13 protein-coding genes and 3 tRNA genes are annotated in these 15,103 nt (G+C 48.3%); all 16 read right to left on the reverse strand.

The annotated features are described in order from the left end of the window. Window positions 1-654 precede the first annotated feature (654 nt). Entirely contained in the window at window positions 655-1,764 is a 1,110-nt protein-coding gene (gene acrA, locus DW819_RS10785) for an acryloyl-CoA reductase electron transfer subunit beta (protein WP_118733288.1), read from the reverse strand. 19 nt (window positions 1,765-1,783) lie between these two features. Beyond that, entirely contained in the window at window positions 1,784-2,584 is an 801-nt protein-coding gene (gene acrB / locus DW819_RS10790) for an acryloyl-CoA reductase electron transfer subunit gamma (RefSeq protein WP_118733289.1), read from the reverse strand. Between the two features lie 13 nt (window positions 2,585-2,597). Then, complete coding sequence (locus DW819_RS10795; RefSeq protein ID WP_118733290.1) at window positions 2,598-3,740, reverse strand: acyl-CoA dehydrogenase family protein; 1,143 nt, start codon at window positions 3,738-3,740, stop codon at window positions 2,598-2,600. Window positions 3,741-3,938: 198 nt separating this feature from the next. Continuing rightward, window positions 3,939-5,570: an AMP-binding protein gene (locus DW819_RS10800; RefSeq protein WP_118733291.1), complete on the reverse strand. Its 1,632-nt coding sequence runs from the start codon at window positions 5,568-5,570 to the stop codon at window positions 3,939-3,941. Between the two features lie 199 nt (window positions 5,571-5,769). Further along, window positions 5,770-6,453, reverse strand: coding sequence for a GntR family transcriptional regulator (locus tag DW819_RS10805; protein ID WP_118733292.1), 684 nt, complete (start codon window positions 6,451-6,453; stop codon window positions 5,770-5,772). A gap of 167 nt (window positions 6,454-6,620) precedes the next feature. Further along, complete coding sequence (locus tag DW819_RS10810) at window positions 6,621-7,394, reverse strand: enoyl-CoA hydratase-related protein (protein WP_118733293.1); 774 nt, start codon at window positions 7,392-7,394, stop codon at window positions 6,621-6,623. Window positions 7,395-7,486: 92 nt separating this feature from the next. Continuing rightward, the gene (locus DW819_RS15950) at window positions 7,487-7,636 is read right to left on the reverse strand and encodes a hypothetical protein (RefSeq protein WP_243025802.1); all 150 of its coding nucleotides are present in this window, start codon (window positions 7,634-7,636) and stop codon (window positions 7,487-7,489) included. A gap of 90 nt (window positions 7,637-7,726) precedes the next feature. Next, window positions 7,727-7,800, reverse strand: a tRNA-Arg gene (locus DW819_RS10820). A gap of 183 nt (window positions 7,801-7,983) precedes the next feature. Continuing rightward, entirely contained in the window at window positions 7,984-9,288 is a 1,305-nt protein-coding gene (locus tag DW819_RS10825) for an ATP-binding protein (RefSeq protein WP_118733295.1), read from the reverse strand. Window positions 9,289-9,424: 136 nt separating this feature from the next. Then, window positions 9,425-9,655 (reverse strand): HPr family phosphocarrier protein, encoded by a 231-nt coding sequence (locus DW819_RS10830; protein WP_118733296.1) that lies wholly within the window; start codon window positions 9,653-9,655, stop codon window positions 9,425-9,427. A 153-nt stretch (window positions 9,656-9,808) separates the two neighbouring features. Beyond that, on the reverse strand, window positions 9,809-11,344 hold the full coding sequence (locus DW819_RS10835; protein WP_118733297.1) for a response regulator: 1,536 nt from the start codon (window positions 11,342-11,344) through the stop codon (window positions 9,809-9,811). Then, complete coding sequence (locus DW819_RS10840) at window positions 11,341-13,038, reverse strand: histidine kinase (protein WP_118733298.1); 1,698 nt, start codon at window positions 13,036-13,038, stop codon at window positions 11,341-11,343. The genes DW819_RS10835 and DW819_RS10840 overlap by 4 nt, the downstream gene beginning before the upstream one ends. Further along, window positions 13,025-14,365, reverse strand: a complete 1,341-nt coding sequence (locus DW819_RS10845; protein ID WP_118733299.1) for an extracellular solute-binding protein — start codon at window positions 14,363-14,365, stop codon at window positions 13,025-13,027. Before DW819_RS10845 ends, DW819_RS10840 begins: the two co-directional genes overlap by 14 nt. Next, a complete protein-coding gene (locus tag DW819_RS10850; protein ID WP_118733300.1) occupies window positions 14,346-14,771 on the reverse strand; it encodes a DUF3783 domain-containing protein in 426 nt (141 codons plus the stop codon). The genes DW819_RS10845 and DW819_RS10850 overlap by 20 nt, the downstream gene beginning before the upstream one ends. Window positions 14,772-14,879: 108 nt before the next feature. Further along, window positions 14,880-14,965: transfer RNA gene (locus DW819_RS10855), tRNA-Leu, on the reverse strand. Window positions 14,966-14,986: 21 nt separating this feature from the next. Further along, a tRNA-Val gene (locus tag DW819_RS10860) sits at window positions 14,987-15,059 on the reverse strand. Window positions 15,060-15,103: the final 44 nt, after the last annotated feature.

Genomic DNA, 15,103 nt, shown 5'->3' on the forward strand with positions numbered 1-15,103 from the left:
CGCTGCTTTCATTTTTTACCATTCTACGTCAGAATTTTGCTGCTGTCAACCGCAGGTAAATTGCAATTATAGGACGGAACGAATAAAAGTCCGGAAGAGAATGAGACCGCCTTCCTCTATTTTCACATATCGTTGTTTGCTTGCTCTCACAACACGCGTTCGCCTGCATCGGACTACATCCGCTGCATTCGTACACGTGTGTTCAAGATGCAAACACCTGATATGCTGAAAATCCCGGAAAGCGGTCTCATTCACTTCCTACTTTATTGGCCCTGCTACAAAAAATAGAAGCTACAGCCTATATTAACTCTGCCATAAAAAGAAAACGCAGCCAGAACGCTACGATTAGATAAAAGCCGAATTTACAGGCTTTCGTCAGCAACGTTCTGGCTGCGTTTATTATTATCGTAGAATAACCAATACAGTAGAAGGTTCGGTCAGACTATACAGAATAAGCAGATGCGTTGGAATTTTCTTCATGAGCGAGCATAGCGCCAGACCGGAGAGCATTGTCTGAGCGTGCAAAGCACGCGAGTTTTGCTCGCAGGTCTGGCAATAGGCGGCGGAGCGAATGAAGTACAAAATTTCACAGCATCTGCTTATTCTGTATAGTCTGACCGAACCTTCGGACCCTATTGGTTATTCTTTAAATTTTTACTTGGCTTCTTTTGCTGCCCGGATCTCCTCGATCATATGCGGAACAACCTCAAACAGGTCTCCTACAATGCCGTAATCCGCACATTCAAAGATCGGAGCGGTCTCATTGCTGTCCACTGCGATGATGATCTCAGAATCCTGCATTCCTGCCTTATGCTGAATAGCACCGGAGATACCAAGTGCAACATAGATACGTGGGTGTACGGTCTTACCGGTCTGTCCCACCTGATGGTCAGATGAAAGCCAGCCTGCATCGGTTACGGCACGGGATGCGCCTACAACACCGCCGCCAAGAGCCTCTGCCAGCTCCTCTGCCAGCCTGATTCCCTTTTCCGGATCCTTGCTGATTCCGCGTCCAACACTGACAACAATATCTGCGCCGATCAGGTCAACCAGCTTCTTGGTTTCTTTTACTACTTCGAGAACCTTGGTTCTTAAGTCTTCATCATTCAAGGAGAACTGAGCCATCTCGATCTCGCAGGCATCCGCCTTTGTCTGATCGAACTCAGCCTTTTTCATAACACCCGGACGTACCGTGGACATACACGGACGGAAGCGTGGGCAGATGATGGTTGCCATCAGATGGCCGCCGAATGCCGGACGGGTCATCTTTAAGTTGGTGTCCTCCATGTTAAATTTGATTTTTTCCAGATCGATGGTGGAAGACTCCTTTAAGAACTGGATATAACGATCCATGTCGATATCCAGATGGGTTGCATCTGCAGTCAGTCCGGTATGCAGTCTTGCAGCTACTCTCGGACCTAAGTCACGACCAATGTTGGATGCGCCGATCAGGAGGACTTCCGGTTTCTTTTCCATAACCACATCGCACAGGACCTTGCTGTATGCATCGGTGGTGTAAACCTCCAGGTTCCGGTCTGCGCATACGATGACTTTATCTGCACCGTATCCGCCCAGCTCCTTTGCACTATTCTCGATTCCCTCACCGCCAAGCAGAATGCCTACGAGCTTTGAGCCTCTCTCGTCTGCCAGCTTTCTGCCTTCGCTGATCAGTTCAAAATCGGTATTCATCAGCTTGCCTTCACGCTGCTCACAGAATACCCAGATATCACTGAATTCATTGATCTCAGCACTATTATAAGACATATTCATTTCCTCCCTGTTCCTAGATTGCGTGTTTCTTTGCCAGCAGGCCTGCAAGCTCTTTTGCAGCCTCTTCTGCGGTACCGCCAAGAATCTGTCCAGCACCCTTCTGCGGCGGTGTAAAGGAACGGAATACATTGGTCGGTGAGCCCTTCAGTCCGATGGTGGTCGGATCGATGAGCGGCTCATCTTTCAGTGCGTTGTAGTCCAGAACAGTTAAAGGTTTGTCCCAGCACTCCAGAATTCCCTTTACGGTCATGTAGCGAACTTCGTTTAACTCTTTGACACAGGTAACCAGACACGGAGTCTGAACCTGCACGGTCATATAACCATCCTCCAGAAGACGTTTTACAGTCAGGCAGTTGCCCTCTTTTTTGATGTCTGCCGCGTAGGTAACCTGCGGAATGTTTAATTTTTCCGCGATCTGCGGACCAACCTGCGCAGTATCGCCATCGATTGCCTGGCGTCCGCAGAAGATAACATCGTCCGGACCTATCCCAAGGTTGTGCAGTGCGCCTGCGATGATCTGGGAAGTAGCAAAGGTATCAGAGCCTCCAAACTCACGGCCGGAGATCAGTACTGCATCGTCTGCGCCCATGGCAATCAGCTCTCTTAACATGCCCTCTGCCGGCGGCGGTCCCATGGTAACTACAGTTACCTGGCATCCGGTAGCATCCTTTAATTCCAGAGCTGCCTCCGTAGCAGCCAGGTCATCCGGATTGATGATGGTCTGCATGGATGCGCGGTCCAGGGTTCCATCTGCTTTGACAGCAACTTTTCCTGATGTATCAGGAACCTGTTTTACACATACATAAATTCTCATTCTAAACTTCCTCCTACTTTAACAGACTTCTGGAAATAACGATCTGCTGTACCTGGCTGGTTCCTTCATACAGAGTCATGACGCGTGCGTCGCGGTACAGACGCTCTACCTTGTACTCTTTGATAAAACCATAACCACCGTGGATCTGGATTGCCTTGCCTGCTACGCGGTTTGCCATCTCAGATGCGTAATATTTAGCCATGGAGCACATAACGGAAGCATTCTTGTCACCTGCATCCTTTGCCATAGCGGTGTTGTAGATCAGGCAGCGCGCTGCTTCGATCTCAGTAGCCATATCGGCCAGCATAAAGCTGATTCCCTGATTGTAGGAGATTGGCCTGCCAAACTGTTTTCTCTCCTTTGCGTAGTTGGTTGCTTCCTCGAGACAGCCCTGGGCAATACCAAGAGACTGTGCGGCAACGCCAAGACGTCCGCCGTCCAGGGTGGACATTGCGACTGCATAACCTTTATTTAACGGGCCTACCAGGTCGCTCTTATGTACTCTTACATTCTCAAATACGATGTCACTGGTCGGATATCCGTTGATACCCATCTTGGCCTCCGGCTTGCCGCAGGAAACACCCGGAAGCTTCATATCTACCAGGAAAATGGAGATACCCTTTGCTCCCTTCTGGGTCAGATCTGTCTTTGCAAAGACAACAGCGTAATCTGCGATCGGTGCGCCGGAGATGAAGCACTTACGTCCGTTCAGCACATAGTAGTCACCGTCCTCAACCGCTCTTGTGGTCATGCTGCCAGCATCGGAGCCTGCCCCCGGCTCAGTCAGCGCAAAGCAGATGTGCTTCTCACCCTTTGCCACCGGGACCAGATATTTCTGAAGCTGTTCCTCATTGCCGCAGGCAAGAAGAGGACCTCCGCCAAGAGAGTTGGACGTATTTGCATAGATAGCAAGAACCGGACATATTCTGGCAAATTCTTCATTCATCAGAACATATGCCAGGCTGTCACCACCCTGACCGCCGTATTTTACCGGAATCTTAATGCCTGGAAAACCATATCTGGCCATTTTCTTATACATTTCTGTATCAAATCCGCCCTCTTTATCCAGCTTTTCCTGAATCTCGGTCGTAAACTCCGTCTCCGCAAAGTTACGGAAGTTCTTTCTCATTAACTCATATTTCGCAGAAAGAATCATGATTTGCCTCCTTTTGGAACTGCTTTGTTTGTTTTGTTTGTTATTTCTCTAACATATATTCAAATTATAACACATCGGTTATGACATGTCTATAGTTACATGTATAAGCGCGGCATTTTCCCCTATTTTAACGAATTTGCTCATCCATTTTTGTGCACTTTATCAGGGCTTCTGTGCTGAATAAGCTTTCGCTGCACTTTAACGGGTCCTCAGCGGCTCCGTGCTGGTGATCTCCGGATTTGTGCGGATAATTTCTGCCGCCTGCTTTTTTAATTCTCCCAGAATAACCTTTCCGCTGGCATTCATCGGAAATGAGTCCATGCGTACGATATGGGCCGGCAGCTTGTAATAAGCCAGATGGTTTTCCATATGAGTCATGAGGCCGGCATTGCTGATAGTAAGTCCCTCCTCCGGAATGATACATACCACGATCATCTCCTGCAGAACCTCAGCCGGCAGTCCGATCACCTTTACCTCCCGGATTCCCGGATAGCTCTGCACCACCTGTTCAATCTCACGCGGAGAAATGTTTTCTCCCCCGCGGATGATCATTTCCTTCATCCGGCCTGTAATATACAGAAAATTCCGCGCGTCCAGGTGTCCCAGGTCTCCCGTATGCAGCCATCCTTCCGCATCGATCACCTTTGCCGTTTCCTCCGGAAGCCGGTAATATCCCTGCATGACATTATAACCGCGCACACAGATTTCTCCGTCCTGATCGGATGAAAGCCAGCTTCCATCCGGCCCGGCAATACGGACCTCGCAGTGACGCAGCACCCGTCCTGCCGTTGTGGCACGTTCCTTTTCCGAATCCGCCGCATCACTGATGCTGACGCATGGTGACGTTTCTGTCTGTCCATAGGAAGCATGGAGGATTAGTCCCGGAATTTCCCGGCGGATCGCATAATATTCTTCTTCACTGACCGGGGATCCGGCAATAATTCCGTTTCTTAAGCTGCTCAGATCGTATTCCGTATGGACCGGATTGCGGATGATAGCCAGAAACATGGACGGCACTCCGTTTAACAGCGTGCAGCGATGTTCCTGCACAGTCTTTAACACAGTCAGGGTCTTGTAGTATTCGATCGTATGCATACAGCATCCCGCATGGATACTGGCCAGAAGGCTTGCAGTCAGGCCAAAGCAGTGAAACAGCGGCACTGCGATCAGCATTTTATCTTCTGCCGCCCACCCCATATGGCTGCACAGCTCCAACGCGCTGTTGACCAGGTTGTAGTGACTCAGCATAACCCCCTTCGGCATAGCCGTAGTTCCTGAGGTAAAGAGAATAGCCGCCGTATCCTCCGGTTTTACCTGCCGGATATATCCTCCGATCTCCTTCGTTGCCTTTTTCATGCGCTCAGCAAACACAAAGCTCTTCTCTGTCATCCAGTGTCTTTCTGTATCGCGGCCAATATAGATCCAGCGCTTTACAGTCCCCTCCAGCTTCACGGAAAGGTGTGCCACCATATCCTCATATACCAGCTTTTTGTAGCCCTCCCCGTAATAGACAAACTCTGCATCTGCATAGCGGATCACCTTCTCCAGCTCTTCTGTACTGTAGCAGGTATTCAGAAGCACAGGAACCGTGCCAATTTTGCTCAGGGCCAGAAATACAATGATCCAGTTTGGGGAATTCGTGCTCCAGATGGCAACGTGCGTACCCTTTTTTATTCCGCAGGAAAGCATTCTTCCTACCATATAGTCACTGAGCGTGTCAATATCTTTCCAGGTATACTGCTGCTTATCTGCCTCCAGCGCAATGCGGTCCGCGCTTTCCCTGACCCGGCTTCTGAGACATTCCGCAATGGTCTTTTTAATCAGCCTCATAACAAACAACTCCTCTGTTCAAGCATTCTTTCGCCGCAGAAAAAGCGCGGCTTTCATGCTGCGCTTTTTTCTTGCGTACTTGTCGACAAGTTTTTTCTGTTAATAACTTAACACCTTTCCGATTCATTTGCAAACATTATTTTCAGATTTCCGAACTTTCGGCAATACTGCTGATTTTCATTTTCCGCTTTTGTCTATTTTAGTGGTAGATAAAATATTCCGGTGACACTTTCTCGCGGATATGGCGCAGACGGTTTTCGGTATTCAGATGCATGTGCAGGATCTCATGGGCCTCCTTGGTTTCATTCTTTACCAGAGCATGCATCAGTGCAGTGTGCTCCTCTATGATTTCTCTCTGCCTTCCGCTCCTGACTACATAGAAGTTTCTCCAGCGCCGGAAATGGATATAATCCTCCCGGATGATTTCCATGACATCCTTCTTTCCAACAGCTTCCAGAAGACAGCCGTGAAATTCATTGTCCAGGAGATAGAACGCATCCATGTCGATATTCTCAGAAATGGCTGTTCTCTGGCGCTCGATACAGGCCTTCATGGCTTCGCTCATCCGGTCACGGACCTCCTGCTTTTCAAACTGCAGCAGACGGATTGCCTCCTGCTCCACCGACTCCCGGATAAACAGGATCAGCTCCACGCTCTTCATGTCGATCAGACTTACAAACGTACCTCTCTGCGGATACACGGTCAGAAGCATACGCTCCTTTAACCGGCTGATGACAGTCCGGATGATGTGGCGGGAGACTCCGTACTGCCTGCAAAGCTCATTTTCACTGATCTTGTCTCCCGGCAGATAGACCAGTTTCTCTATTTTATTACACAGCTCCTCATAAATTTCGTCGCTGCTCATGGTTTCCTGTGGTATCATAATTCGCCTTCCCCTCTTGCTTATTTTCCTGGTTTCAGGTTCATATAGGCAAATATTCTGTCATTTCTACCACAATTATAAAGGAATTCCGTTTTTTTAGCAACCCGGAATAACGGACAGAAACGAAGGAGGTATGAGCACACTTTTCCTATTCTGTCATCACATCATTAGCGGAACTTTGCTGCTCTCTTCTCCTTAAAGGAAGCAAAGCCCTCAATCTGGTCCGGTGTACCGAAGCATGCGGCCATATAGCCAAGCTCAATATTCTTTCCGATATCGATATCCATATCGGCCCCGGCGTTGACTGCCGCCTTCACCAGGGAGATAGCCGATGCGGAATTATCCGCGATCTGGCCTGCCATCGCATAGACCTCATCCATCAGCTGTTCCGGTTCCGTTACATGATTCAGGATCCCAAGCTCCAGCGCATCTGCAGCTGTCAGCATTTTGCCGGTAAACAGAATTTCTTTTGCCTTGTTCATGCCAATGCATTTCGGAAGACGCTGTGTACCATTGAATCCCGGAACAATACCAAGGGTTACCTCCGGAAGACGGAATTTCGCCTTGCTGCAGGCAAAGCGGATATCCGTGCAAAGAACGAACTCAAAGCCTCCTCCAAAAGCATAGCCATTCACGGCCGCAATGGTTGGCTTATCCATCAGTTCAATCTTACGGAATACGGCAGATCCCTTTCTGGAATAGCGAATTGCCTCCAGCGCCGTGTCTCCGTCCATCTCCTTAATGTCCGCACCGGCAATAAAAGACTTGCCCTCTCCGGTAAAGACGACCACACGAACCTCATCATCTGCGATCACATCGTCTACTACAGCGTCAAGATCTGCCAGCACCTCACTATTGAGCGCATTCAACGCCTCCGGACGGTGAAATGTGATGGTTGCGATCCCGTCTTTTTTCTCCAATAAAATATACTTAAAGCTCATACTGATTCTCCTTTCAGATTACATAGATTCCTGGAAAACAGAACACCCTTCCGCGGTTCTGTCGCAAAAGGGTGTCTGGATCTGCATGCAGCTTATACCGGGAGATAAGTCTGACCGGTTGCCACGATGATCAGAAGCATTAAAGCTACGGTAATGATCGGGCAATTACGAATACAACTGCACACGTGATTGCCCGCCACAACGGAAAGCTCAGCGAAGCAGCACAGGCTCTTGGAATCCACCGGACAACGCTTTACCGAAGACAGAAAGCCGCAGAAAAATAGAATTTATAAAAGGAAAAAGGCATTCTCTTATGAGAATGCCTTTCAATACGTGCGCGAGAAGATTCGAACTCCCGACACCTTGGTCCGTAGCCAAGTGCTCTATCCAGCTGAGCTACGCACACATATTATTTAGTTTGTTGAGCTCTTGTTCGCTGCAACGATGTATATGATACCGCAGGTTTGCCGTTTTGTCAACACTTTTTAAAAACTTTTTCGCAAAAATTTTTGCAAATTTTGCAGATGGCCGAAAAATGGCTTAAATACGCCATTCTCCGGCCATGTATTCCATTTATGACAGCATGCTTTTATACCGTTCCCAGCAGATAATTGATAAACTGCTGCGCGGTACGTCCGGAAATTCCGCCATGGCTTAACTCCCATTTGTTGGCTTCCGCGCGGAGTTCGTCATCTGACATGGTAAGACCTGCCCTGTGTGCCAGCTCTACCACGATATTGAAGTACTCCTTCTGGGATGGCTTGGAGTAATTGATGGTCACGCCGAAACGGTTTACCAGGGACAGCTTCTCCTCCATGGTATCGGAACGGTGCATGCCGTTCTGGCTCTCCACATCGTCGCGGTCGCTCCAGTTTTCCTTAATAAGATGTCTGCGGTTGGAGGTTGCATAGATCAGGATGTTGTCCGGCTTGGTCTCCACGCCGCCCTCAATCACTGCCTTTAAGAACTTGTACTCGATTTCAAATTCCTCGAAGGACAGATCATCCATATAAATGATGAAACGGTAATTGCGGTTCTTGATCTGGGCGATGACAGCAGAGAGATCCTTGAACTGGTGCTTGTAAATCTCGATCATGCGCAGTCCCTGATCGTAAAACTCATTGACAATTGCTTTGATACTGGTTGACTTGCCGGTACCGCTGTCACCGAACAGCAGCACGTTGTTTGCCTTTTTCCCCTCTACGAAGGCCAGGGTATTGTCAACCAGCTTTTTCTTCTGGATCTCATAGCCGATCAGGTCATCCAGCATGACAGCATCCATATTGTTGATGGCACAGAAGTTCACGCCGCCATCCTCTCTGGACTGGATGCGGAATGCCTTGTTGAGGCCGAACATGCCGACGCCATACGCCTTGTAAAAACCAGTCACCGCATCAAAGAATTCATTCTCATCTGCTGCTGCCGCCAGCTTTTCGCTTAACATCCGTACCTTCTCGCTGACGTTCTTATTGTACATCAGTTCCTTCTTGCCAATGGCCTTATAGTTTGACAGGCGGGTAAAGCAGTCAATGCCCAGGTACTCCTCCAGCGCGCTGAAATCATAATGGAACAGCTCCATAAATGCCCTGAAGTCACTTTTGGCAAAGTAATTAACACTTCCCTCATTCGCGCCCACCTTCTCACAGGTGATGCTGAAGGGATTTTCATTGGTAATCAGCAGAAAGGTCAGATAATTCTGCCACAGGTTTTTATCGAAAGCATAATCTGTCGCCACCTGAAGCAGGTGCTTGATCTGGGTAAAGGTTCTGGTAACCAGTTCCTCCTTGGTCTGGCTCTTGTCGTCTGTCTTCCGGATGATGTCGGCCAGTTCCATCAGAATGGTATCCTTCGGCATATCACCGTAAATGAGTAACCGCGAAACGATCTTGTACATCTTTCTCTCCTTGTCTTTCTTCTTTATAAATAATAATTATATGGATTCTACCACAATTTTTTATAAAATGAAAGACAGAACAGCCGAAGCTATTCTGTCTGGTATGGGGGAACAAATAAATTGAAAATCTGCTGGGTTATGCTGCTTTGTACTTTTCGATGTTCTGGAAAAGCTCATTGCAGTCGTTGCTGTAGATTTTTAAGCTCACGATCTGGTTGAACCCCAGATTCATGATGCCAAGTAAGGATTTCGCGTCAACGACAACACTGCCGCGGCAAAGATCCATGTCAAACGGATACTGCTCTACAGTCTTAACAAAATCAAGTACCTCATCCGGATTACGGAAAGTCAGATTCATCTCTCTCATAATGGTCACTCCTTCTAAAATTGAATAAAATCAAATATAGTCAATGAATATAATGTCTTGTTTTTCATGTTGACATTATTCTACCATTTTCGTCAGAAATGCAAAGAGGAAATTTTTTAAAAAGGAGTAACTATTTAAGGTGTTATTCCTTTGTCAATGATTCTGTTTCCGAAACTGTGCCGGAAGCATGCCCACTTCTTCCTTAAATACCTTACTCATGTACTTTGGATCGGAATAGCCTACCATTTCCGCGATCTGGTTTAATTTCAGGCTGGAATGCAAAAGCAGCTCCTTGATGCGCTCGATGCGCATTTTCCGCACGGTCTCCGTAAAGGATATGCCGGTTTCTTTTTTGATCAGCGTGCTTAAATACTCATCGGTCACACACAGCCGCTCTGCCAGCTCCTCCAGCGTGATGCCCTGGCTGTAATAGGTCTCGATCATGGACAGGGCACGCTTTACCAGCAGGCTGACGCTCTCCGGCTGATCCTGTCCGCCGGTAATCGCATCATAAAAGTTTTGCATCAGCTCACGGATACGCTGCCAGGAAATTGCCTGAGATAGTTCCCCCACAATATGACGCATGGAAATGTGATCTGTCACCCGGCCCATGGAATCCGCGACTGCGATCATAGCCACCACAAGCCTCGCCCAGGCTTCGCGGATCTCATCCGGGTGATGCGGTTCCTCTACACAGTATGCCATGATCTGCTCCAGTATGCGGTCATAGGCAGCCCGGTCCCGCTTCACCACCGCCTGCTTTAACTGAGACTCCAGATCCAGGGAATATTTGAGCGGCACTGTCTGGACGGCACTGATCTGTTTTTCCGTCATCAGCTTTCCTTCCGGAAAGCAAAGCTTCCACATACGGACCTGCTCCATCCTCTCAAGAGCAGAGGCAAACTCCGTCAGGCCCTGGCAGACTGTCCAGCCAAAGATCGGCGGGTGCTTCAGATTGCTGTAGGCCGATGGGATCACCAGCTTTTCGCACCAGCTGCGGATTTTTTCCGGATCCTTCATATTATAAAAGACTATCACGATGGATCTGTGGTGTACTGTAGTCAGCATACAGACGGAATACTCGCTTCCTGCTGTCAGATACGGCTCCAGAAACCGCTCTGCAGGCTCATAATAGTCATCATAGTAGTCACTTAAATATGCCGTCAGAATGGCAAAGGTACCGTGGCTGTCAATGCCGTAGGTAGTTTCTGCATAGACCTCCAGTTCCTCATCCACGGTAAGCTCCGCCAGAAGTGCTGAACGAAAGATCTGTTCCAGTGACAACAGCTTTTCCTGAATCTTGCGTGTATCTGCTTCCTGCCTTAAGGAGGTACTGGCAGTCTCCAGCGTTTTTTTCAGTTCCTCAAGCTTGATCGGCTTTAACAGGTAGTTTTCAATGCCTAGCTCAATGGCCCGCTTCGCATAGGAAAAATCGGAATAAGCCGTCAGTACCACAGCTTTCCCTGTAAACCCTTCTTTTCTCAGCTTTTCCAGCATAGTCAGGCCGTCCATCTCCGGCATTTCAATATCCATGATCACAAGATCCGGCTGTTCAGCCAGGATGCGCTGGTATCCTTCCGATCCATCCTTGGCTGAACCAATGACCTCATATTCCGGATCCAATTTCGGCAGCATTTTTACCAGACCATTCCGGATCGATTTTTCATCCTCCACTATGATAATCTTCATTCTGCTCGTCTCCCCCCTTCTGCGCAGATAAACAGATGCACACTGGTTCCTTCTCCTTCCCGGCTCTCAAAATACATCTCATGCTCTTCCCCATAATAGAGCTCCAGCCGCTTTCTTACATTCGCCACACCTACATGATTTCCATCACTGCTGTTTTTATTATTCAGCTCATTTACAAGCTCTTGCGGCAGGCCGCAGCCGTTATCACGGATCCGGATATAAAGCTGCGCACCGAAAAGCTTCATGGTTATCTCAATGCAGCATGGCTTTGTCATCCGCCGAAATCCATGATTGATGGCATTCTCAACAAAAGGCTGCAAAAGCAGCTTGTGGATCCGGTACCCCATCAGTTTCTCCGGCACTTCTGTTTTTATCATGAGCGGCTGGTCCAGCTTTTCCTTCTGCAGCATCGTGTAACGTTCCAGCCAGGAAAGCTCCTGCCCGATGCTCACCATATCCCCCGGATTGCGGATGGAATAGCGCAGGATATCCGCCAGCGCCCCCACCATATTGCTGACCTCAAAATCATCGTGCTCCAGCGCCTTCCAGTTGATGGTATCCAGTGTATTATACAGAAAATGCGGATCAATCTGGGCCTCCATAGCCTGAAGCTCTGCGTTTTTCTGATCCACTGTAGACTGCTTTACCTTCTCGACCAGCTGCTTTAACTGACCGGACATCTCATTAAAACCGGCCACAATACGTTCCACTTCGTTGGTCGGATGCTCTACACTGGGTATCTGAACATCAAAATTACCGTTTTCAATTTCCGACATGGCATACACCAGCTGTCCCACCAGATCCAGCACCGGCCTCATCATAAATGTAAGCAGCACCGTTGACAACAGCATCAGAGCCACCATCGATCCCAGACCTATGCAGATATTAGCCTTGATCTGCTGGTCATACTGTACCTTAGAATAAAAATGGTATACATTCCAGCCTGTTTTATCATTCTTTGTCTTCAGCACACGATAACCGCGCTGCGACTTTACAGCAATACTTTTTCCGATCTGGTCAGGGTCCGCCGCCGCGATAATCTGGTCTGATTCACAGATATAAACTGTAGATTTGTCACTGACCTGGATATCATCCCACAGCACAGATTGATTTACACTGAGAACCACTATACCGATCTGACGGTTGATGTTTCTGTAATCTGCCAGACGCCTGGTCAGCTGAAGCATATGAACCGGCTGGTTTTCTGTTCCAAGCACATAAGAGCTTCCCTGATACACAGCCATCTGATCCTGCATATCAACCTTCGGAATCTTGTTTGCCCATTTTGTGGAGACAAAGGAGGATGCTTCCTTATCATAAAAACAGACCGTACCGGATTCCGTGATCAGGGTAATCCCCTCCACTCCGACATTCCGGTTGCAGATATGGACCAGGTTGCGGCGGATCTGATATTTTACCGCATCCGAAGGCTTTTCTGACTCATTGATCTGCTCCACCAGCTTTATGATCTCATCATCCGTACAGAAATCGTAAAGCACCATATCATACTTATCTATGACCATCTCCAGCGTGTGATTGGCAGTATTCAGTTCTCCTTCCAGCTCCCTCTGCAGATTATGCTTCATCGTCATCCAGGTCTGAACCTGTAGATAAAGCGTAAAGCACAGAATTGGAATAATCAACACTACAGCCAGGAAAAAAATCATAGACCGGAGGCTTCTATTCTTTTTCATATTTCGCCCTCCTGATGCGGCTGATACGCTCTGAAAGCTGCTCTAACTCATCCTGGGTATCTTCGCCCAAAATGACCCGGTTAATGCTCTCCGCGACTTCCATGGACAGGGAAGGCCAGTAGGGCTCTATTTCCCTAAGCTTCGCCTGCTTCAGATAACTCCAGTAAGCCTTCTTTGCCGGATCGGTCTGGACCTGCTTTTTTAAAAGATCCCTGCGGGCTGCCAGATATCCCGCACTGTCCAGATATAGCTCTGTCTGCTCTGGCTGTTCCATAAACCTTACAAACTCTCTTGCTGCTTTTTCGTGCTCCGCACAGGTCACTGTGAGTACTTCGCCTCCGCTGATCGTAACGGAATTTTCTCCACACGGCAGCTTTGTCGTGGCAAAATGCAAATCCGGATTTTCTTTCCGGATCTCATTCTCGTAACCGGATGTCATAAATGCCATGGCAATATTTCCGTTTGCAAACTCCCACGCAATATCCGAAATTGTCATATTCACATTATCCTCACTGAGGGCCCTGTTCTCCGCCAGCTGCTTTAAAAATCCAAAGGCCTGTCTGCCTGCCGGAGAATCGATCTGTGCCAGGCTTCCGCCATAATTCCAGAGAATAGGCAAAAAACAGAAACTGCTCTCCTCACTCTGCAATGCCGGAAATGCGCAGCCGGACACCTGGTCTGAGGTAACCGCTTCCGCAGCTGTCACAAACTCCTCCAGAGTTGTGGGCACTCCGACTCCAGCCTGCTTCAAAATATCTTTATTGTAATAAAATATCAGGCAGTTGAGACCCAATGGCAGCCCAACCAGACGGCCATCCTTCGTGCGGCAGCTGATAAGCGCCCTGGAAAGATAGTTCTCTGCTTTCATTTCTGATGACAGATCCTTAAGGATTCCAGCTTTATCATAGTACTGGATATCGGAAGAATCTACAATGGCCAGATCCGGCTGTTCCCCATCGGCAGCTGCCAGAACCAGACGTTTCTTAAAATCCTCATCTGCAATATAGTTAATCTGAATTTCAACGTCCTGATGCGTGTCATTAAATTTCTGAACCAGTTTTGCCAGACACTGCCTGGATTCTTCCCGGTCCCAATAATGCCAGAGCTGCAGAACTGTCTTTTCCTTCCGTTCGGGTTCTTTAACAGGCGCACAGGCCACCAGAGCTGCCACACCGCATAGAAGAAGAGCCAGCACAGCCTGTCTTATAATGCTCCTTCCATCTTTCTGTCTCACATTTTCCGGGTCTTCTGCTCTGTTTCCTTCCGTCATGTTCTGCTTATGTCCTTCCCAGCCACACTTTCCCATGTTATGCCTTTCCCTGTTCATCTTCTCTCTGCTTCATACGCTCATGCTCTTCTTTGATTTCTTCATACAGATGATAAAAAGTCCAGCCGGCATTACTTTCTGTCACAACAGCCTTCAGTTCCACCTTCGGCACTCCCGCTTTTCGCAGCCCAAGTAAAAGCTCATCGATCCTGCGGCCGGTAAAGCCATGCATCACCAGCATCTCATCCGGAATAGCCGGAAGCTCTGTTTCCTGCACAGCCCCATTCTCTGGACGCTCATAACCGGAAATCCCGGCAAGCGTTCCCACCGGCTGAAGCACCTGCTCCGGTGCCACATTACGGATACGCACTCCCATGCGTACCAGAACTCCTTTTAATTTCATCACCTTGGATGAGACTTCCGGATTATAATAAAGGACCAATTCATGTCCTGCTTTTCTGATCATGTTTTCTTCATCTCCTATTTATTATTCTGTTTTCATTTCTTATCTTATGTATACAGCGTAACAAAAAAAGGTATCTCTGTAAATACAGAAATACCTTTTTCACGTAAATGCCGCAGGCCGGAATCGAACCGGCACGGGAGATTAGTCCCGCAGGATTTTAAGTCCTGTGCGTCTGCCAGTTCCGCCACTGCGGCATCTATGGCTGACTCGCCAAATGGGGCCTATAGGGCTCGAACCTATGACCCTCTGCTTGTAAGGCAGATGCTCTCCCAGCTGAGCTAAGACCCCTTTTACAATATAAAATTGTAATGATCTGAATACAGATCAGCGAC

Source organism: Clostridium sp. AM33-3 (genome assembly GCF_003480315.1).
In the GTDB taxonomy this organism is placed as follows: Bacteria; Bacillota; Clostridia; order Lachnospirales; family Lachnospiraceae; genus Brotaphodocola.